Source organism: Actinoplanes sichuanensis (assembly GCF_033097365.1).
GTDB lineage: Bacteria > Actinomycetota > Actinomycetes > Mycobacteriales > Micromonosporaceae > Actinoplanes > Actinoplanes sichuanensis.
Map to the genome: position 1 here is coordinate 9,487,706 of NZ_AP028461.1, position 20,028 is coordinate 9,507,733.

17 protein-coding genes and 2 tRNA genes are annotated in these 20,028 nt (G+C 66.9%); 7 read left to right on the forward strand and 12 right to left on the reverse strand.

Going from position 1 to position 20,028, the window contains the following annotated elements; translation table 11 throughout:
- Positions 1-251 precede the first annotated feature (251 nt).
- From Q0Z83_RS43660 to gyrB, 6 genes are all read right to left on the reverse strand, one after another.
- Positions 252-324 (reverse strand) — tRNA-Ala (locus tag Q0Z83_RS43660).
- A gap of 10 nt (positions 325-334) precedes the next feature.
- Positions 335-463 (reverse strand): DLW-39 family protein, encoded by a 129-nt coding sequence (locus Q0Z83_RS43665; protein WP_211304171.1) that lies wholly within the window; start codon positions 461-463, stop codon positions 335-337.
- A 215-nt stretch (positions 464-678) separates the two neighbouring features.
- Positions 679-752, reverse strand: a tRNA-Ile gene (locus tag Q0Z83_RS43670).
- Between the two features lie 77 nt (positions 753-829).
- Positions 830-1,723 carry a DUF3566 domain-containing protein gene (locus Q0Z83_RS43675; RefSeq protein ID WP_317789357.1) on the reverse strand — a complete coding sequence of 298 codons (894 nt, stop codon included), beginning with the start codon at positions 1,721-1,723 and terminating at the stop codon, positions 830-832.
- Positions 1,724-1,726: 3 nt separating this feature from the next.
- Complete coding sequence (gene gyrA, locus Q0Z83_RS43680; protein ID WP_317789359.1) at positions 1,727-4,240, reverse strand: DNA gyrase subunit A; 2,514 nt, start codon at positions 4,238-4,240, stop codon at positions 1,727-1,729.
- 109 nt (positions 4,241-4,349) lie between these two features.
- Positions 4,350-6,302 (reverse strand): DNA topoisomerase (ATP-hydrolyzing) subunit B, encoded by a 1,953-nt coding sequence (gene gyrB, locus Q0Z83_RS43685; RefSeq protein ID WP_317789361.1) that lies wholly within the window; start codon positions 6,300-6,302, stop codon positions 4,350-4,352.
- A gap of 541 nt (positions 6,303-6,843) precedes the next feature.
- Between gyrB and Q0Z83_RS43690 the strand changes: the two genes are divergently transcribed.
- Positions 6,844-7,410 carry a hypothetical protein gene (locus Q0Z83_RS43690; RefSeq protein ID WP_093620804.1) on the forward strand — a complete coding sequence of 189 codons (567 nt, stop codon included), beginning with the start codon at positions 6,844-6,846 and terminating at the stop codon, positions 7,408-7,410.
- Positions 7,411-7,420: 10 nt separating this feature from the next.
- On the opposite strand, the gene Q0Z83_RS43695 is transcribed toward Q0Z83_RS43690, so the two are convergent.
- The 6 genes from Q0Z83_RS43695 to dnaA form a co-directional block, all read right to left on the reverse strand.
- Complete coding sequence (locus Q0Z83_RS43695) at positions 7,421-7,888, reverse strand: hypothetical protein (RefSeq protein ID WP_317789362.1); 468 nt, start codon at positions 7,886-7,888, stop codon at positions 7,421-7,423.
- 33 nt (positions 7,889-7,921) lie between these two features.
- Positions 7,922-8,440, reverse strand: coding sequence for a DUF721 domain-containing protein (locus Q0Z83_RS43700; protein ID WP_317789363.1), 519 nt, complete (start codon positions 8,438-8,440; stop codon positions 7,922-7,924).
- Positions 8,441-8,645: 205 nt separating this feature from the next.
- Positions 8,646-9,776: a DNA replication/repair protein RecF gene (recF, locus tag Q0Z83_RS43705; protein ID WP_317789364.1), complete on the reverse strand. Its 1,131-nt coding sequence runs from the start codon at positions 9,774-9,776 to the stop codon at positions 8,646-8,648.
- Between the two features lie 3 nt (positions 9,777-9,779).
- On the reverse strand, positions 9,780-10,652 hold the full coding sequence (gene gnd / locus Q0Z83_RS43710) for a phosphogluconate dehydrogenase (NAD(+)-dependent, decarboxylating) (RefSeq protein ID WP_317789366.1): 873 nt from the start codon (positions 10,650-10,652) through the stop codon (positions 9,780-9,782).
- A 39-nt stretch (positions 10,653-10,691) separates the two neighbouring features.
- The gene (gene dnaN, locus Q0Z83_RS43715; protein ID WP_317789367.1) at positions 10,692-11,825 is read right to left on the reverse strand and encodes a DNA polymerase III subunit beta; all 1,134 of its coding nucleotides are present in this window, start codon (positions 11,823-11,825) and stop codon (positions 10,692-10,694) included.
- 2,118 nt (positions 11,826-13,943) lie between these two features.
- Positions 13,944-15,818 (reverse strand): chromosomal replication initiator protein DnaA, encoded by a 1,875-nt coding sequence (gene dnaA, locus Q0Z83_RS43720; protein ID WP_317789368.1) that lies wholly within the window; start codon positions 15,816-15,818, stop codon positions 13,944-13,946.
- Positions 15,819-16,388: 570 nt separating this feature from the next.
- Between dnaA and rpmH the strand changes: the two genes are divergently transcribed.
- The 6 genes from rpmH to rsmG all read left to right on the forward strand — a co-directional run bounded on the left by rpmH (position 16,389) and on the right by rsmG (position 19,664).
- The gene (gene rpmH, locus Q0Z83_RS43725; RefSeq protein WP_093620811.1) at positions 16,389-16,526 is read left to right on the forward strand and encodes a 50S ribosomal protein L34; all 138 of its coding nucleotides are present in this window, start codon (positions 16,389-16,391) and stop codon (positions 16,524-16,526) included.
- Positions 16,527-16,562: 36 nt separating this feature from the next.
- Complete coding sequence (gene rnpA, locus Q0Z83_RS43730) at positions 16,563-16,919, forward strand: ribonuclease P protein component (protein WP_317789370.1); 357 nt, start codon at positions 16,563-16,565, stop codon at positions 16,917-16,919.
- Positions 16,916-17,173: a membrane protein insertion efficiency factor YidD gene (yidD, locus tag Q0Z83_RS43735; RefSeq protein ID WP_317789371.1), complete on the forward strand. Its 258-nt coding sequence runs from the start codon at positions 16,916-16,918 to the stop codon at positions 17,171-17,173. Before rnpA ends, yidD begins: the two co-directional genes overlap by 4 nt.
- 1 nt (position 17,174) lies before the next feature.
- On the forward strand, positions 17,175-18,200 hold the full coding sequence (yidC, locus tag Q0Z83_RS43740) for a membrane protein insertase YidC (RefSeq protein WP_317789372.1): 1,026 nt from the start codon (positions 17,175-17,177) through the stop codon (positions 18,198-18,200).
- Between the two features lie 127 nt (positions 18,201-18,327).
- Positions 18,328-18,906, forward strand: coding sequence for a Jag family protein (locus Q0Z83_RS43745; RefSeq protein ID WP_317789373.1), 579 nt, complete (start codon positions 18,328-18,330; stop codon positions 18,904-18,906).
- 2 nt (positions 18,907-18,908) lie between these two features.
- Positions 18,909-19,664: a 16S rRNA (guanine(527)-N(7))-methyltransferase RsmG gene (gene rsmG / locus Q0Z83_RS43750; protein ID WP_317789375.1), complete on the forward strand. Its 756-nt coding sequence runs from the start codon at positions 18,909-18,911 to the stop codon at positions 19,662-19,664.
- Positions 19,665-20,028: the final 364 nt, after the last annotated feature.

Below are 20,028 nucleotides of genomic sequence, written 5' to 3' on the forward strand. Positions count from 1 at the left end.
TCCGAGCCGTCGTCGCCGAACAGTTCGGGGAGCCGGTATCGAGAACCGCTGAGGGGATCTTCGTGCCACGCGGCCCGCATCCCTGATAGTCGGGGCAGCGTCTGCCCGGGGCAGGCCGTCACCGCGCCTCTCAGGCCGCCGCCTGCTCGATGTAGCCCTAGTTCCGGTAAAAGACCGGGCACCTGTCGGGTATCGAGGCCGGCACGAACGGAAAACGCCGCCCGGCACCCGGACGGCGTTCGAAATTTCGGTGGAGCCCAGGGGACTTGAACCCCTAACCCCCGCCTTGCAAAGGCGGTGCTCTGCCAGTTGAGCTAGGGCCCCGTGACCGGCGTTATCGCAGGTCGGGAGCGGTGGTCGCCTCGTGCCAGAGGGCACGCTCGTCACTGGAGGCCTTGACCTTCTTGACCACCAGAGCCGCCACACCGACGACACCAGCAATGATCAGGAGCTTCTTCAACACTGAACAGCCACCCCTCAAACATCAGGCCAGAAAAACCTTAACCCCGTTCAACCTTAGATTGCCGCACCCACATTCACCGCAACCAATCGACGCCGCAGTGACCGCAAGCCGTAACCACCGTGACGCGGGGTCTGGGGGCTCGGCCCCCAGGCTAGCAAAATGAAGAGTGACCCCGGCTCGCGCATTCCGCGAACAGAGGCCACCCGGTCATCTCGTGGGGCTAGATGGAATCGAACCATCGACCTCAGAGTTATCAGCTCTGCGCTCTAACCGACTGAGCTATAGCCCCTCACCTGCGAACAGAACGTTACCGCATCGGGTTGCGGGTCTCCAAAGCGGGGGTACCCGCAACCCGATGGCGGATCGTCAGTCGCGTTCGGCCAGCGTGAGCTCGATGCCACCGACCAGGTCGGCGCAAACGTTGTAGATGAACGCACCCAGTGTGGCCAGTGCGGTGAACAGCACCACATTGACCGCACCGATCAGCATCGACGTGCCGATGACGCCCCAGGCGGTGATCCGGAAGGCGCTGGTGGTGCTGCCCTCAGTACCACCACTGGCGGTGACCAACTCCTGGAGGTTGCCGTTGACGGAGCTCCAGACGCCCATCGTGTCGAGGGCGAGGTAGAGCACCGAGGTGGCGACGACCACCACGATGAAGAGCACGATCGACACGGCGAACGAGAACTTCATCACCGACCAGGGGTCGATGCGCTTCAGGTTCAGCCGGGCGCGTCGGGGACCGCGGGCGGCCGCCGACGACACGGTGGAACGAGCCGATCGCACGGCCTCGGAGACACGGGCTGCTCCGACGGCGGCCGCGCCGCCTGCCGCCGGCGTCGACCCGGTGCGCTGCTTCGCAGCTCCGGGTGCGGTCGCTTGCGGCGCCGGCGGGGTGGTGGGCCGCTGCGGGTTACTGGGGGACGCGGCGGGAGGAGCCACCGGGGTACGCCCAGAGGTCGTCCCCGGAGCGGCACCCTTGCCCTTGGTGACGACCGGCACCGAGGCCGAGCCCTTCACCGGTGGCTGCACGCCTGGGCGTTTGGGGTCGGCGCCGTCGGTGTTGCCGGCGGCCGGCTCACCGGGCGGCGGGGCCATACCCGGCGCCCTGGTGAACTTCGGCGGGGACGGGGCATCGGCGGGGACAGAGGCGCGCCCTGTGCTCTCGCGACCAGCCGGTGCGGCAGCGTCTTTCTTCGCCGCATCGTCCGGAGTCGCTGAGGTCCCGGGGCCCCCCGACTTCGCCTGTGTCTCCGGCATCAACTAGTCCTGTTCGTCAGGCTCGTCGGCATTGCGAGCAAGCGCCACGATGGTTACACCTTCTGGGAGGTCCATCAGCTTGACCCCCATTGTGTTCCGATCCCGTGTGCGCCGTACAGGCTTCACGGGAGTCCGGATGACACCACCATTGCTGGTGATGGCAAACAGTTCATCCTCCGGGCTGATCACCAGAGCGCCGACAAGTCCACCACGACGCTCAGTGATCTTGGCGGTCAGTACCCCCTTGCCGCCACGCCCCTGCACCGGATACTCCTCGATGGGCGTGCGCTTCGCATACCCACCATCGGTGGCGACCAACACATCCATGTCCGGCCGGACCACTTCCATCGCCAGAAGTTCATCGTTGTCACCGAAGCGCATGCCGATGACACCGGACGTCGCGCGGCCCATCGGGCGCAGCGCCTCGTCGGTCGCGTTGAAGCGGATGGCCTGGGCTTTCTTGGACACCAGAAGCAGGTCGTCCTCCGGAGCCGCCAGCGCCGCGCCCACCAATTCGTCATCCTCCCGCAGGTTGATGGCGATAATGCCACCGCTGCGGTTGGAGTCAAATTCCTCCAGGCGCGTCTTCTTCACGAGCCCATTCTTAGTGGCGAGCACAAGGTACGGCGCGACCTCGTAGTTCGGGATCTGGATGATCTGGGCGATGTGCTCGTCGGGCTGGAAGGCGAGCAGGTTCGCGACGTGCTGTCCCTTGGCCACACGGCTGGCTTCGGGCAGTTCGTACGCCTTCGCCCGGTAGACCCGGCCCTTGTTCGTGAAGAACAGCATCCAATCGTGTGTAGAAATGACGAAGAAGTGCGACACGATGTCGTCCTGCCGCAGCGTGGCGCCGCTCACGCCCTTGCCGCCGCGCTTCTGCGACCGGTACAGATCGGTCTTCGTCCGCTTGGCGTAACCAGTTCGTGTGATGGTCACCACAACGTCTTCCCGGGCGATGAGGTCCTCCATGGAGACCTCGCCGTCGAACGGGATGATCTGGGTGCGCCGCTCGTCGCCGAACTTCGCGACGATCTCGGCCAGTTCCTCCGAGATGATCGCCCGCTGCCGCTCCGGCTTCGCCAGGATGTCCTTGAAGTCGGCGATCTCGATCTCGATCTTCGCCAGCTCGTCGATGATGCGCTGCCGCTCCAGAGCCGCGAGGCGGCGCAGCTGCATGTCGAGGATCGCGGTCGCCTGGATCTCGTCGACGTCGAGGAGCTGCATCAGGCCCTGACGTGAGTCCTCGACCGTGGTCGAGCGCCGGATCAGGGCGATCACCTCGTCGAGCATGTCCAGCGCCTTGGCCAGACCGCGCAGGATGTGGGCCCGCTCCTCGGCCTTGCGCAGCCGGAACGCGGTCCGGCGCTGGATGACCTCGATCTGGTGCTCGACGTAGTAGCGGATGAACTGCGCCAGGTTGAGCGTGCGCGGCACCCCGTCGACGATCGCCAGCATGTTGGCGCCGAACGTCTCCTGGAGCTGGGTGTGCTTGTAGAGGTTGTTCAGCACGACCTTGGCGACCGCGTCGCGCTTCAGGACCAGGATCAACCGCATGCCGGTACGGCCGGACGACTCGTCCCGGATGTCCGCGATGCCGGTGAGCTTGCCTTCCTTGACCAGCTCGGCGATGCGTTCGGCGAGGTTGTCCGGGTTCACCTGGTACGGCAGCTCGGTCACCACGAGACAGGGCCGGCCGCGGGTGTCCTCCTCGACCTCGACCACCGCGCGCATCCGGATCGACCCACGGCCGGTCCGGTACGCGTCGTTGATCGCCGACTGGCCGACGATCATGCCCTTGGTCGGGAAGTCCGGCCCCTTGACCAGCTCGATCATCGCTTCGAGTGCGGTCGCCTCGTCCGACTCGGGGTGGTCGAGCTGCCACTGGACGGCGCTGGCGATCTCGCCCAGGTTATGCGGCGGGATCTTGGTGGCCATCCCGACCGCGATGCCCTCGGAGCCGTTGACCAGCAGGTTCGGGAACCGAGCCGGCAGGATCGTCGGCTCCTTGGTGCGCCCGTCGTAGTTGTCCTGCATGTCGACGGTGTCCTCGTCGATGTCCCGCAGCATCTCCATCGCCAGCGGGGACAACTTCGCCTCGGTGTAGCGCATGGCCGCGGGCGGGTCGTTACCCGGCGAGCCGAAGTTGCCGTTGCTGTCGATCAGCGGGTAGCGCAGCGACCAACGCTGCCCCATACGCACCAGGGCGTCGTAGATCGACGAGTCGCCGTGCGGGTGGTAGTTGCCCATCACGTCGCCGACGATGCGGGCGCACTTGACGTAACCGCGGTCGGGACGGAAGCCCGCGTCGTACATCGCGTAGAGGATCTTGCGGTGTACCGGCTTGAGACCGTCCCGCACGTCGGGCAGCGCCCGGCCGACGATGACGCTCATCGCGTAGTCGAGGTACGACCGCTGCATCTCGACCTCGAGGCCGACCGGCTCGATGCGTTGGGTCACGCTGCCGCCGATATCGGCCGGGGTCTCGTCGTCGCCGGGGGGCTCGGGAGTGTCAGTCACTTTTAACCCTTACTCAAGGTGATGCCGGGCAAATGCTGCCGAAACTGGCATAAGGCTGTGGATAACACTGTGGAAAGTGGCCGCACGCTGTGGATACGGCTTCCCGAAGTTAAATGTCGAGGAACCTGACGTCCTTGGCGTTGCGCTGGATGAAGGACCGCCGGGCCTCCACGTCCTCACCCATCAGCACGCTGAACAGCTCGTCGGCGACGGCCGCATCGTCCAGGGTCACCTGACGCAGGGTGCGGGTGTCCGGGTTCATCGTGGTGTCCCACAGCTCGTCGTAGTTCATCTCGCCGAGACCCTTGAACCGCTGGATGTCGTCGGGTTTGGCGTTCGCCTTCTTCTGCTGACGCAGCGCGATCAGCCCGTCACGCTCACGGTCGGAGTACGCGTACTGCGCGTCGTCCCCCCGCTTGTTCCACTTGATCTTGTAAAGCGGCGGCGACGCCAGGTAGACGTGACCGTGCTCGACCAGCGGCCGCACGAAACGGAACAGCAGGGTGAGCAGCAGCGTCTGGATGTGCTGGCCGTCGACGTCGGCGTCGGCCATCAAAATGATCTTGTGATACCGCAGCTTCGAGATGTCGAACTCGTCGTGGATGCCAGTGCCCATGGCCGTGATCAGCGCCTGGACCTCGTTGTTCTTCAGCACCCGGTCGATCCGGGCCTTCTCCACGTTGAGGATCTTGCCGCGGATCGGAAGGATCGCCTGGATGCGGCTCTCCCGGCCGGACTTCGCCGAACCGCCGGCCGAGTCACCCTCGACGATGAACAGCTCGGTCTCACGCGGGTCGGTGGACTGGCAGTCGGCCAGCTTGCCCGGCATCGAGCCGGACTCCAGCAGCGACTTGCGGCGGGCCAGCTTGCGGGCCTGCTGGGCGGCGATCCGGGCGCGGGCCGCCTGGTCGGCCTTCGTGATGATCAGCTTGGCGTCCGCCGGGTTCCGGTCGAACCAGTCGGCGAGCTGCTCGTTCGCCACCTTCTGCACGAAGCTCTTCATGTCGGTGTTGCCGAGCTTCGTCTTGGTCTGGCCCTCGAACTGCGGCTCACGAAGGGTCACCGAGATGATCGCGGCCAAGCCCTCACGAATGTCCTCACCGGACAGTTTCTGGTCGCCCTTGAGGAACTTCTTCTCGATGCCGTACTTGTTGACGATCGTCGTCAGTGCGGCGCGGAAGCCCTCCTCGTGGGTACCGCCCTCGTGCGTGTTGATGCGGTTGGCGAAGGTGTAGACCGACTCGCCGTACGACTCGTTCCACTGCATCGCGACCTCGACACCCATGCCGGCGTCGTTGTCCTCGGCCTCGAACTGGATCACCGTCTTGTGGATGGCGCTCTTCGTGGCGTTGAGGTGCCGCACGAAGTCGGCGATGCCGTCCTCGTACATGAAGGTGACCTTGCGGTGCTCACCGTTCTCGTCGACCTGGTCGGGACGCTGGTCGATGTAGTTGATGGTGAGGGCGCGGTTGAGGAACGCCATCTCCTGCAGACGCCGGTAGATGGTCTGGTAGTCGAAGTCGACCGTCTCGAAGATGTCCGGGTCCGGCCAGAACTGCACGGTCGAGCCCAGCTCGTCGGTCGGCTCGCCCTTCACCAGCTCACCGGGAACGGAGTAGTCATACTTCTGGCGCCACCAGAAGCCGTCCTTCTGGATCGCGACGGCCATCCTGGTCGAGAGCGCGTTCACCACGGAGACGCCGACACCGTGCAGACCGCCGGAGACCTTGTAGGCCTGGCCGTCGAACTTGCCGCCCGCGTGCAGGACGGTCAGTGCGACCTCGACACCCGGCTTCTTCAGCGTCGGGTGCAGGTCGACCGGGAAACCACGGCCATTGTCGGTGACCGAGACGCCACCATCGGGGAGCAGGACCACGTCGATGGTGTCGCAGTAACCGGCCAACGCCTCGTCGACCGCGTTGTCCACAACCTCCCAGACCAGGTGGTGCAGACCGCGCTCACCGGTGGAACCGATGTACATACCGGGACGCTTGCGGACCGCTTCCAGGCCTTCGAGCACGGTGATAGAGCCGGCACCGTATTCCTGCTGATTCTCTGACACCCTCGGCCACTTTCTCGCGCCGGGCCGGGGAGGCCCCGCAACGGGGTTGGCGGGCTCGTCGACGGCGGCACGCGCGCACGGGGGACCAGAAGATGACACCGCGGAAAGAAGCGGACCACCGGTGGAACCGTGCGCGCCGGTCGCCGCGGACGGCCCGCGGATCGTGATCGGCTGGAAAAACCGCATAGCGTGACGATGTGGGTCGGCGGAGTAGCCGACTTGGCCGTCAAGCACAGTTTTCCCGGTCGTTGTCGATTCTACTCCGCCGGAACGAGTCGGCGAGGGTCCGGCACCCCTTCCGGGTGCCTGAGAGTGCCGTAGCGCGATTTGAGGCGCTACCCACGTAATCCCCTACACGGCACAGCCGACCCACGCAATGGCAAACGCTGCGGCAGTTACGGCGGTCGGGCGCGCCTGCCGTGCCTCGCACACACTCACTGCGACACTGCTCGACAACGTCCCGCGGCTGTGTCGTAACCTCGCCCGCGCGGGCCGGAGATGGCCGGGTGGTCGCAGGGCAGGTCGAGGAGGGGTGGCCCCAATGGCGCACGACAAGGGCCTGGACAACGTCGCGGTGCACTGGCCGCGGACCAACCAGTACTACGACCCGGTGGCTCCCGCCGAGTTCGTCGACTTCGGAGCGATCGCGGACCGGCCCGAGATCGCCGCGCCGACCGGGGCGCTCGCGCTGCACATCGCCAAGACCGGCACGGTCCGCGCTACCGCGTACACCGAACTGATCGATCTTCTTCTCGGTCTTGAGGGTGTGCTCTACGCCACCGAGGCCGCCGCCGAGGACGAGGATCCGGTGATCGACCCGGACGGCTGCGCGTGGATCGCCGGCGGTCTGGAGCGATTCGTCGAGGGCCACGAGAAGTTCGGTGACCTGGTCACCTTCGACACCGTCACCGAGGTGCTGCGCACCGCGATCTCCGCGGGCCGGCTCGCCGAGCAGCAACTGCGCTGGCTGGACCAGCGGCTCGCGGCGCTGCGCGACGACGCCGGCAACTCCCCGCACTGGAGTTTCGCGCGCACCGAACTGGCCGTATTGGCCGGTTTCTACCGCCGATGCGCCGAACGCGGCTTCGCGATCTTCGCCGACTACTGACCGGCCGCGGTCAAGACTTCCGGACCAGCCAGGTCACCCCGCCGGAGACGAGAAGCAACACCAGGACCGTCCCACCCCAGAAGATCCGGGTACGGTCCTCGCCACCCGTGGCCTGCCCGGTGGACAGCAGCTCGTTGCCGTCGCACAGATTCGTCTGCCCGTCGGTCTCGAACACCCGGTACCGGCCGCCCTCGACGAACTCGTATCCACAGGACGCCGAATCCTTCATGGTGACCAGCGTCACCGAATCCCCGGGTTCGCCCTTCTGCACCGACTCGACGGCGAAACGCACCTCGACCTCGTTGCCGAACATGGCGCCGTCGACGTCCTCCGCCACGCCGACGAAGGCGGTCTCGGACCGACCCAGTGGATCCGGATTGTCCGCGCACGAACACGCCCACGCTGGTCGGGCGGCCACCGGAAGCGGTGCCAGCACGAGCAGCAGCAGAACCAGAAGACGACGCAGCAGCAGAGTCATGCGTGGTCAGACGCACACCGAGCCGGAAAAGTTTCAGCCGTAAGTGTCCCGGGGCCCGCGCCCCTGCACCCGCCGCGGCCCACGACTCCACGACGGCGCCGCCGGCCCGTGAATGTTCAGCCTGGTCACCACGTTGTTACCGACCTCACCGGCGATCTTGCGGAGCAGAGTGGCGGCGAGCATCCGCAACTGGGTGGCCCACGCCGTCGACTCCGCCTCGACGGTCAGCACCCCGCCCTCCAGCCGCACCGGTCGGCTGTGCGCCGCGATGTCCGGCCCGACCACTTTCTCCCACCTGCCGAAAACCGTCGCCTCAGCCTTCGGCTTCTCCCAGCCGCGAGCCTTGACCAGGCGTTCCAGCATCGCCCCGAACAACTGTGGATCACGCGGATCCGGCCCCGGCCCGGAATAGCCACGAAGCCGCCGGCCGCTGCCCTGACCGGTCCCGGTCCGGCGTTTCGACGTCCGCGACGCCGCCTCACGGCGCCGCGCCAAAGCCGCGTCGAGCACGGCCCGGGCAAGTTCCGGCCCGGCCAGGTCCGGGTTTTCCACAGGCTGTGGAGAAGCATTTTCCGGGGTACGCCCACCGCCCGGCCCACCCGCCGGACGCGAAACGCCCTCAACGCCTCGTGCGGCGCCCCGGAGCTCCCGGTCCTCATCCACTCCCGCCCACAGGTCCCCGAGGGCGTCAGTAAGGCGCTGAGGCGGCTCCGTCGACCGTCGTGGCTCACCACCACCCGACCGATCCGGATCAGCGTCAGGAAACACGGCTCACCGCCCCCGTCACGACGTCGAAGCGCGCACCACTCAGGCTCGCCGGCACGTCCTCCGGAACCGCGCACGTCACCAACAACTGTGCCGCGTCCGAGACCAGCGCCGCCAGCCGTTCCCGGCGCGACCCGTCCAGCTCGGCGAAGACATCGTCGAGCACCAGCACCGGCTCGATCCCGTCCGAACGCAGCAGATCGTAGGCGGCCAGCCGCAACGCCAGCGCGAACGACCAGCACTCGCCGTGACTCGCATACCCCTTCACCGGCAGGTCACCGAGACTCAGCGCGAGATCGTCACGATGCGGGCCGACCAAAGTCATGCCCCGCTCGATCTCCGCGACTCGCCGTTCCCGCAACCGTTCCAGGATCGCCGCCTCCAGCACCGGCCGGTCCGCCTGCAACGACTCGCCCAGCCGCGACGCGTACGCGATCGCCGCCGCACCCCGGCCCGGAGCGACCGCGTCGTACGCCTTCGTCAGATGCGGCGACAGCGCGGCCGCCAGCTCCAGCCGCCCGGCCAGCAGCTCGGCGCCGTGATGGGCGAGATGGTGATCCCACACCTCGAGCGTCGACAGGTCCTGCCCGCGAGTGCCGCCCACCTTGCGGTTCAGGTAGGCGTTGCGCAGCAGGGCGTTGCGCTGCTTCACCACCCGGTCGTAGTCGGCCCGTACCCCGGCGAACCGCGGCTGCCGGGCCACCAACAGATCGTCCAGATAGCGTCGGCGCTCCGACGGGTCACCCCGGACCAGCTCCAGATCCTCCGGTGCGAACAGCACCATCCGCAGCGCGCCGAGCACCTCCCGCGGACGGCGCACCGGCGACCGGTTGAGCCGGGCCCGATTCGCCCGGCCCGGCACGATCTCCAGCTCGACCAGCAGCTCCCGTCCCTCATGGACGATCGCGCACCTGATCACCGCCGAAGCGGCACCAGCCCGAACCAGCGGCGCGTCGGTGGCCACCCGATGACTGTCCAGAGTGGCCACATAACCGAGCGCCTCGACCAGGTTGGTCTTGCCCATGCCGTTCTGCCCGACCAGCACGGACACGCCGGGATCGAGATCGACCGCCACCCGCTCATACGAACGGAAGTCGGTGAGCTCGACCCGGCGTACGTGCATGGATCAGCGCTTGACGGCGTGTCCACCGAACTGCTGACGCAGCGCGGCGACGGCCTTCATGGCGGGCGAGTCGTCCTGACGGGACTGGAAACGCGCGAACAACGACGCCGCGATGACATGCGCCGGCACGGCGAGACGCACGGCCTCGTCGACGGTCCAGCGGCCCTCGCCGGTGTCGTCGGCGTAACCCTTCAGCGCGTCCAGCTCCGGGTCCTCGTCGAGAGCCCGGTCCAGCAGATCGAGCAGCCACGACTTGACGACACTGCCCTCCCGCCAGCTCTTGATCACGGCGGGCACGTCATGGATGTACTCGGACGCCTTGAGGATCTCGTAGCCCTCGGCATACGCGTGCATCAAGCCGTACTCGATGCCGTTGTGCACCATCTTCGCGTAGTGCCCGGCCCCGTGGGTGCCGGCGTGCGCGAACCCGAACTCACCGACCGGCTTGAGCGCCTCGAAGATCGGCTTGCAGTGCTCGACCTGCGGGGCGTCGCCACCGACCATCAGGGCGTAGCCGTTCTTGATGCCCCACACGCCGCCGGAGACACCGACGTCCAGGTAGTGGATGCCCTTGGCCTTCAGCCGCTCGGCCCGCGGGGCGTCGTCGGTGAACTTGGAGTTTCCGCCGTCGATGATGATGTCGCCCGCCTCGAGAACCTCGGCGAGCTGGTTGATCGTGTCCTCGGTGATCTTCCCGGACGGAACCATCGTCCAGACGACCCTCGGCGCGGCCAGCTTCTCAGCCAGCTCGGACAGGCTTGCTGCGTCGCTTACTTCCAGGTTCTGGTCGTATCCGACGACTTCGTGCCCCGCTGCACGGAGTCGTTCCCGCATGTTGCCACCCATGCGGCCGAGACCGATCAGGCCGAGTTGCATGGTGATCTCCCTAGATGAGCGATTGGTTCAAGCTCAGTATCAGCGAGTGACCCGGATCGGCATGATCAGATAGCGGTAACCCGGGATGATTTCTCCGCTTTCGCCAGCGGGCGAGATCACAGCGGGCTTGAACGCGTCGACGAACGACAGCATCGCCGTCGGAGCGCCCAGGTTCTGCAGACCATCGATCAGGTACTGCGGGTTGAAACCGATCGTCAGCGGCTCACCGGTGAACTCGGCCTCCATCGCCTCGCTGGCGCGCGCCTCCTCGGTGCCGCCGGCCTCGACCACCAGGCCGTCCTCGCTGAAGCTCAGCAGCACCGGAGTGGTGCGCTCGGCAACCAGGGCGACCCGTCGGACCACCTCGACCAGCGACGACACCGCGACCCGGGCCTCGGCGTTGTGCGAAGCCGGGAAAAGCGAGCGCACCGGCGGATAGTTCGCACCGTCCAGCAGGCGACTCGTCGTACGGCGGGCGCCACCGGCGAAACCGATCATGCCCTCACCGGCACTGCCCTGGGCGAGCGCCAGCGTCACCGCACCGCCGATCGGGCCGAGAGCCTTGGCCGTGTCGTTCAGCGTCTTCGCCGGGACCAGCGCGTTGAGGCTGATCTCCGGGTCCTCCGGGGTCCACTCGATCTCGCGCATCGCCAGCCGGTATCGGTCGGTGGCCAGCAGGGCGATGTTCGAACCGTTCAGTTCCAGACGCACACCGGTCATCATCGGCAGCGTCTCGTCACGGCCCGCGGCGATCGCCACCTGGGAAACCGCTGAGGCGAACGTAGCGGCGTCGATCGTGCCCGCACTGGTCGGCATATCCGGCAGGGTCGGATAGTCCTCCACCGGCATCGTGGGCAGGGTGAAACGGGCACTCCCGCAGACCAGCTCGAGATGCGCGCCGACGGCGGCGATGTCCACCGGCTTACCCGGCAGCGCCTTGGTGATCTCGGCGAGCAGGCGACCGGAGACCAGAGCCGCGCCGTCCGCGTCGGCCTGCACCTCGACCGTCACCTGGCTGGAGACCTCGTAGTCGAAGCCGGACACCTGCAGGCGGCCATCGGTCACCCGCAGCAGGACGCCGGCGAGCACCGGCACCGAGGGCCGACTGGGCAGGCTCTTGGCTGTCCAGGCCACGGCGTCGGCGAGCGCGTCTCGCTCCACCCGGAACTTCATGCTGTCCTCCGCGATGCGTCCTCATACAGGGGCATGGACCCCGACTGAACTCTATGGCTCCGGTGCTGCTGTTGCGTGCCCGACCCCGGTCCGCCTTCTTACACCGACCGGACCGCAGAGCCCCAACCCTGCTTCTCGGTGCTTCTTGAGGGCCGGTCCACGGCAAGCCGCGAGGCGCGGATCCACACCTTCCACAACGCTGATGATTGGTTTTTGTTTTCTTAGAAGAGATAACTAGTCGTCTTCATAGGGCCTGTGCATACTGTGGAGAACCCGAGTTTTCCCTGGTCACCGAGTTATCCACCGGTGATTCACAGGTGGATAACCGGGGTACAACTAGGGCTCCGTGTCCACAGTTCCCGACGCGGCGAGCGTTGTCCACCGTCGTCCACAGGCTATCCACCGGTAATCCACCGGTTCTATCCCCTGCGCTGTGGATTACGCAGGAACGCTACCGACTCGTCGTCCCCAGAACCTTCAACAGGTAATCCACAGCCGTCCACAGCCTGTGTGATCTTTTGTCACCCTCCGTGTCTGTCCACATCGATTTCCCCAGGGTTTACGCACATCTGTGGACAAGGCTGTCGGGAGATTTCCACCGTCTGGGGATCCAGGCTGTGGATGCCTGTGGACAGCTGTGGACAACGTTGGCACGAAGCTGTCACGTCCCGACGTTGACAATCGGCCATTGAGGCCCCTTGGAAGTAGGCATTGAGCTGCGGCTATGCCTGCCTGATCGGCGGATGATCTGGGCATAACCTGTGGACAACCCCGTGTAGAACCGGTGGACAACTCACGGATTCGCGAGTTTAGGCAGGTCAGAGCCTATTCACTCGATCGTGGAAAGCCTGTGGGAAACCCGAAATCGGCCGGTCGAGCCGTCGAAGCCCGTCCCTGCGCGCCTGGGCACTTCGAACCTCCGGAATCCCAAGCCTGTGGATTGTGGAAACCCCGCCACCGACGCGTCCGGTCACCCTTTCCCGAGCTGTCCGGCCACCGCCCATGCCCGGCTGCCGAAAGCTTCAAACCCTCATCGGGTACGGGCACCCGCCGCTGAGCCTTTCCACACCTCACCTGGCTGTCAGCGCGATCACCCACCTACTCCCGGCCGAAACGCGACCGCCGGGCTGAGGCCGTGGTCCCTATCCCCACCCGAACCACCAGCGGGCCGGCCACCGTTTCTTCCCTCCGACAGCAAGCCCTTCGGCAGCAGCTCACGGGCGTGGCCACCCGCGGTCTCCGCGTTTACCCGTCTGCGCCGTGCTCGCCAGAGGCCCTACCCACGCCGGTGGCCGACCCACACCTACGCCGAATGCGCAGCGGGCCGGCGTGTGGTTTGCATCGCCTCGTAGACCGACCTTCGGCGACGTGGGGCGTGCTGCGGTTCTACCTGTGGTTTCGTCTTGCGACTCAAGGCGGCATGTACCGGTGTCGAGCGCCCAGCGTGCCCAGTTGGGGTCGCCACGCCGGCGGTTGGAGCACGTCGATCGCACCTGCCGCGATGCCCGGATCCGATGGTGAACACCAGATGCATCAGCGGCGTGGCCATCTGCGGTTCGAAGATCGCTGGTCGGCCGAACGGCGTTCCGGGCGTGCTGCGTGATGACTTTGCGCATCGGATCGCGTCTCGAATCTCGATCGGATCGGATCGGATCGGATCGGATCGCGTCTCGGGTCGGGTGGCGTCGCGTCGCGTCTCGGGTCGGGTGGCGTCGGGTCGGGTCCGGTTGGGTCGGGTCGGGTCGGGTGGCGCCGCGTCGCGACGCGGGTCGGGCCGGGTCGGGTCGCGTCTCGAATCGGATCGGATCGCGTCGCGTCTTGGGCCGCGGGTTTACGGATCGCGTTGCGGGGCCGGCACACAACGGCGTCGAGCTGGTGTGTCACCTGTGGTTTGTCGGCACGTTGATGGGGTCGGCTGGTCGGCGGTGGCAGTCAACGGAACCGGCTGGGAACGGCGTGACCATCCAGCCGTTTGCCCGTGTGCTGGGGGCGGGGAATGGGGTGACCGTGGGGGAATGGCAGCCCGGCGGCGGCGGGGTTGCCGGGAGTGGGCAGCCCCGCCGAAAACGCCAGGTGAGAGCGGAGTGGTGCGGTTGATCGGCGGGTGGCCGTACCAAATCAGGTGTTTTGTTTGATTCGGTTGGTCAGTTCGGCGATCTGGTTGTAGAGGGACCGGCGTTCGGCCATGTGTTGCCGGATTTTGCGGTCGGCGTGCATGACCGTGGTGTGGTCTCGGCCGCCGAAGGCCTGGCCGATTCGCGGCAGCGAGAGATCGGTCAGTTCGCGGCAGAGGTACATCGCGACCTGGCGGGCGTTCACCAGGACCCGGCTGCGGGAATGGCCGCGCAGATCCTCCAGGCTGACGCCGAAGTAGTCGGCGGTGGAGACCATGATCTGGTCGGCGGTGATCTCCGGGCCGGCGCCGTCCGGCATGAAGTCCCGTAGCACCTCCTCGGCCAGGGAGAGTTGCACCGGCGAGCGGGTCAGGCTGGCGAACGCGGTCACCCGGATCAGCGCGCCCTCGAGCTCGCGGATCGAGTTGGAGACCCGGGACGCGATGAATTCCAGTACGTCGTCAGGGGCGTACATCCGCTCCTGGGCGGCCTTCTTCTGGAGGATCGCGATTCGCGTCTCCAGGTCCGGTGGCTGGATGTCGGCCAGCAGACCCCACTCGAAGCGGGTACGCATCCGGTCTTCGAGGGTGGCCAGCTGGCGCGGTGAGCGGTCCGAGCTGATCACGATCTGCTTGTTGGCGTTGTGCAGCGTGTTGAACGTGTGGAAGAACTCCTCCTGCGTCCGCTCGCGATTCTCCAGGAACTGGATGTCGTCGATCAGCAGGATGTCGACGTCGCGGTAGCGGCGCTGGAACGCCTGCGTCTTGTCGTCACGCAGGCTGTTGATGAAATCGTTGGTGAACTCCTCGGTCGACACGTAGCGCACCGAACGCGCGTGCCCCAGGGTGGTGGCGTAATGACCGATCGCGTGCAGGAGGTGGGTTTTGCCCAGCCCGGAGCTGCCGTAGATGAAGAGCGGGTTGTACGCCTTCGCCGGTGACTCGGCGACGGCCACCGATGCGGCATGCGCGAACCGGTTGGACGAGCCGATCACGAACGTCTCGAACATGTACTTCGGGTTGAGCCGGTTGCCGTCCTGCCCACCAGGGCGCGGGGACGTACCGGGACCGCGTAGGTCGACCGGCGGGCGTCCGGGGCCGTTGTCGCCGGCCCGCACCGGCATGTCGTCGCGCCGGTCCGGGCCGGGCATCGGCCTGTCGTCCGGGTGCCGTCGGTTGTCGCGCAGCTGGGCCGCGTCGGCTGCCATCCGGTGCGCGACCGCGTCGTTCGGCGTCTCCTGCTCGGCCGGGCGTGTCGCCGGCGACCGGTTCACCGGGGGCTGCGGGATCTGCTGCGGCATCGGGTCGGCGAAGAGCGCCTCCTGGCCGTCGCGGGCGGTCGGCACGCCACGCGAGTACGGCGCCTGCGGCGCCGAATGCTGTGCGGACCCGGTCGGGTACGGCTCGGGCGCGTGCTCGGCCGGACCGAAGGCGGCCTGCTGATACGGCGGCTCGGGCATCCGCTGCGGACCGGAGGGGTATCCGGGCAGCTCCGGCTGGTACGGCCCGGGCTCCGCATACGGTCCGGACTCGGCGTAGTGCCGCGGCTGTGGTTCGGCGATCGGGGCGGCCTGCTCGGCTGGCGTGCCGTAGACCGTCCCGGGCATCCCCGAGCCGTCCTCCGGAGGGCGGACGGTGACCGCCACCTGAATGGGTCGACTGAGCCGCTTCGTCAGGGCTTCGGTGATCGCCGGGCGCAGCCGGGACTCGATGATGTCTCGGGTGTACGTGTCCGGAACCGATAGGAGGGCGGTGTCCTCGACGATGGCCCGTAGGCGGGTGAACTGTAGATAGGCGCGCTGCTGCCGTGACGCGATCTCGTCGGACAACTCGTCCAACGTGTCACGCCACAACGTGCCCAGGTCGACCTGATCGGCCACCGCCGCGCCACCCCCATCGCCACCGACCCCCGGTGGGCCTTGTCCGGCCTTTAGCCTGTGCCTCTCGGCTCCCCCGAACCCAGCACAGTTAACGTGCTGAACACGCACGGCGCCAACCGGCTATCCACAGGTTATCCACAACCCGTGGCGGTGCCGGTGGCCGCTCCCGGCCGGACGGTCGGCAGATTTACCGGAGCCTGTAGTGGCGCGGGCGGTAAACAGGCTCACCGTGGCGAACGATCCACCTGCTTGTCCGGTTTTGGCCGCCGCCCCGCGGTCTGCGAACGGCCGGTAAGACCAGCAACCGCGCACGCTAACAGCGGTGAGAGGTCGACTACAACCGCCGTGCGGGCCATCCCCTGCCCAGAGCTAAGAAAAGATTCACTTCGGGCGTGGAAAGACCTGGTCGGACGAAGGTGCACGCCCATGTCGGCGTGCCGACCCAGGATATGGTTGACCCTGTCAAGGGGGCTGCGTAGGGTTGGGCGGTTGCTCCGCCGCGCTCTGCTAAAGTGGCGTCTTGCAGCGCATGATGCCCCCAGAGTCGTAGTACGAAGACGGAGTTTTGACGTGAGCAAGCGCACCTACCAGCCGAACAACCGCCGGCGTGCCAAGACCCACGGCTTCCGGCTGCGCATGCGCACCCGTGCCGGCCGTGCCATCCTGTCGGCCCGCCGGGCCAAGGGCCGCGGCGAGCTGTCGGCCTGAGCCGACCGCTAGTCCGGTCGGAATGCCCAGGTAGTCGTGCTTGCCGCGGCGCAACGACTGCGGCGTAGCGCGGACTTCGCCGCAGCGATTCGCGGTGGCCGTCGAGCCGGCCGCGAAACCCTGGTCGTCCACCTGCTTATCGACGAGCCGGCGTTCGCCTCCACGGCGCGCGCCGGCTTTGTCGTGTCCAAAGCGGTGGGCAACTCCGTCGTCCGCAACCGGGTCCAGCGGCGTTTACGTCATCTGGTCCGGCCGCTTCTCAACGACCTGCCGGCCGGGGCGACCGTGGTGATCCGCGCGTTGCCGCCGTCCGCCGGCGCAACGTCCGCGGCTCTCGCCGGCGATCTGGAGAGCGCGCTCGCGTCGGCCCGAAGACCCCGGCGGCCACGATGAGCCTGCCCGCCCGGCTCCTGACCGCTCTGGTCGTCGCGTACCGTCGATACTTGAGTCCGGCGCTGCCGGCACGCTGTCGGTTCTACCCCTCGTGCAGTGCCTACGCCCAGGAAGCCCTGGCGCGACACGGCGCCCTGCGGGGGACGGGCCTGGCGATCTGGCGGCTCCTACGATGCCATCCCTTCCACCCTGGCGGGTATGACCCGGTGCCTGACCCGATCCGTCACCGTCCTGCCGATGTGACTGGAGATTAGATTGAGTCTCGACCCGATCTACTACGCCATCTCGTGGATTCTTCTGCGTTGGCATTCCCTGTGGGATGCGATCGGCATACCCGACGACCGCGTGATCGGCACGAACTGGGCCTGGATCCTCGCGATCATCTTCCTTGTGGTGACCCTGCGGATCATCCTCTTCCCGGTCTTCGTCAAGCAGATCAAGAGCCAGCGCGCCATGCAGGCGCTCCAGCCGAAGGTCAAGGCGCTCCAGGAGAAGCACAAGGGTGACCGGGAGACGCTCCAGAAAGAGATGATGGAGCTGTACCGGACGGAGAAGGCGAACCCTCTGATGGGCTGCCTTCCGATGTTCCTGCAGATTCCGGTCTTCTTCGGGCTCTTCCACGTGCTTCAGCACCTGAAGCCCGGTCTCTCCGACGAGAACAAGCAGCTGTACGGCTGGCCGCTGGAGCAGTTCAACAGCGCCTTCCAGGCTCACCTGTTCAACGTGCCGATCAGTGCCAAGTTCGGGTCGTCCGCCGAGCAGCTGGCCGCGCTCGGTGCCGACGGCACCACGGTCAAGATCCTCGCTGCGGTCCTGGTCCTCGTGATGATGGCGACCACGTTCCTCACCCAGCGCCAGATGATCCTCAAGACCGGCTGGGCCGAGGACCCGCAGCAGCTGATGATCCAGCGTCTGATGCTCTACGGCATCCCGTTCACGCTGCTGTTCTCCGGCGCGCTGTTCCCGATCGGTGTGGTCATCTACTGGGTCACCAACAACCTGTTCACCCTGGCCCAGCAGCAGTGGGTGCTGCGTAAGTTCCCGCCGCCGCAGATGGCGAACAAGGGTGGCACCAGCGCCCGCCCGGCCGCCGGCACCAAGACCTCGGGTGGCCCCAAGAGCCCGGTTCAGCCGGCCCGTACCGGTGGCCTGTTCGGTCGCAAGGCCGAGGCCGAGCCGGTCAGCCCGGTCGTCGACACCAAGGCCCTCGCGCCCAAACCGGGTGCCAAACCGGTGAATCCCAAGAAGGGCGCCCGACCGGCGAACAAACCCAAGGGATGATCGCGGCTCGGGTGCTCGTACGGAGCGCCCGAGCGCTCCCCTCGGTTTTCAGTGACCTCCCCGCGTTTCACCGCGCGGGAACAGCGGACCGACTTAGGTCCGGCCCGAACACAACGGAGATGAGACCGTGACCGACACCAGCACTCCCCCTTCCGCCGACTCGTCAGCCTCCGCTGTCGAGCCGGCCGCCACCGATTCGGCCGTTCCGGCTGAAGAGGGCAAGAAGTCGGAGAGCGTCGCCTCGGACGGCGACCTGTTCCGCCAGAGCGAGATCGCTGCGGACTACATCGAGGGGCTGCTGGACATCCTCGACTACGACGGCGACATCGACGAGCTCGTCTCCGCGGGCCGGCCGATGGTCGAGGTCGTCGGCGGCCGTCTCCAGCCGCTCGTCGGCCAGCGCGGAGCCACCCTCGAAGCGCTTCAGGAACTCACCCGTCTCGCGATCTTCCGGGCCACCGGATCGCCCAGCCGGCTGTTGCTCGACATCGGCGGCTACCGGGCCGCCCGCCGCAAGGAACTCGCCGCGGTCGCCCGCAATGCGGTCGAGAAGGTCAAAGAACACGGCGATCCGGTACGCCTGGAGCCGATGTCGGCGTTCGAGCGGAAGTGTGTGCACGACGTCGTCAACGCGATCCCGGGCGTGCAGAGCGAGTCCGAAGGCGTCGAGCCCAACCGGCGCATCGTGGTGCGTGTGGCGGACTGATCGTGACGGATACCCGCTACGGCGCGGGTGACTCCGGCCCGGGCGATGTCACGCCCGGGCCGTCGTCTTTCCCCGCCGAACCCCCTGCTTCTGCTCTCACCGTTTTCGGAGATCGGCTCGAACTCGCCGGCCGGTATGCCGAGCTCCTCGCCACCGAAGGTGTCGTGCGTGGGCTCATCGGGCCGCGTGAGGCTCCTCGGCTCTGGGAACGGCACCTGGTCAACTGCGGGGTGATGGCCGAGATGATTCCGGCCGGCGCCGGCGTGGTGGACGTCGGTTCCGGTGCGGGGTTGCCCGGTCTCGTGTTGGCCATCGCCCGTCCGGATCTGGCGATCACACTGGTCGAGCCGCTCGCCCGGCGTACCTCGTTCCTTGAGGAAGCGGTTGTCGTTCTCGAGTTGGACAACATCACGGTTGTCCGCGGCCGGGCGGAAGAGGTCGTCGGGCAGGTGCCTGGGGCTGACGTGGTCACCGCTCGGGCTGTAGCCGCTCTGGACAAGCTCGCTGGGTGGTGTCTGCCGCTTGCTGCCGTCGGTGGGCGGCTTCTGGCCATGAAGGGATCGTCGGCCGCTGAGGAGATCGCTGAGCATGCGGCTGCGGTCACGGCGCTCGGTGGTGGGACGGCGTCGATCCGGCTATGTGGTGATGGGCTGATCGATCCGCCTACGACTGTTGTGGAGATCGTCAAAGAGCGGCATGTGGTGCCGGGGCGTCGTTCGGCTTCGACTCGCGGCGGTAAGCGATCTCGTCGCGGGTGAGTCCGTAGGCGGCGCCTGCAGCCGGTTCAGAGGGCCTGACGTCGACGTTGGGTGCGCGGAGCTACTTGGGGGTAGAGATGGGTCTGTAGCGTGCTCAACGTCCGGCTCAGGGCTTTCACTGTTTGGCCGTACCCCCTCTGTGGTGTTGATTTTCGGGAAGCGAAGCGAGCCGTTGGGTGTGGGTCGCATGTTCGCGGCAAGCTTGTGCCCGGCGTCATGGTGTTCGGGGCGTTGTTGGAAGACGATGGAACGACATTGAGGTCGCTTCGTCGGACAGACGACCATGGCGACACATGCCCGACACCCGTAGGCTGGCCGGATGTCGATAGTGTCTCCCGTGCAGGAGCCACGTTCTGCCGGCCAA

What these genes read in the sequence shown, in the direction of transcription:
- recF (WP_317789364.1), bottom strand. Translation starts at nt 9,776, where the DNA reads ATGCACGTACGCCGGGTCGAGCTCACCGACTTCCGTTCGTATGAGCGG.
- yidD (WP_317789371.1), top strand. Translation starts at nt 16,916, where the DNA reads ATGAGCCTGCCCGCCCGGCTCCTGACCGCTCTGGTCGTCGCGTACCGT.
- Q0Z83_RS43695 (WP_317789362.1), bottom strand. Translation starts at nt 7,888, where the DNA reads ATGACTCTGCTGCTGCGTCGTCTTCTGGTTCTGCTGCTGCTCGTGCTG.
- Q0Z83_RS43675 (WP_317789357.1), bottom strand. Translation starts at nt 1,723, where the DNA reads ATGCCGGAGACACAGGCGAAGTCGGGGGGCCCCGGGACCTCAGCGACT.
- dnaN (WP_317789367.1), bottom strand. Translation starts at nt 11,825, where the DNA reads ATGAAGTTCCGGGTGGAGCGAGACGCGCTCGCCGACGCCGTGGCCTGG.
- gnd (WP_317789366.1), bottom strand. Translation starts at nt 10,652, where the DNA reads ATGCAACTCGGCCTGATCGGTCTCGGCCGCATGGGTGGCAACATGCGG.
- Q0Z83_RS43690 (WP_093620804.1), top strand. Translation starts at nt 6,844, where the DNA reads ATGGCGCACGACAAGGGCCTGGACAACGTCGCGGTGCACTGGCCGCGG.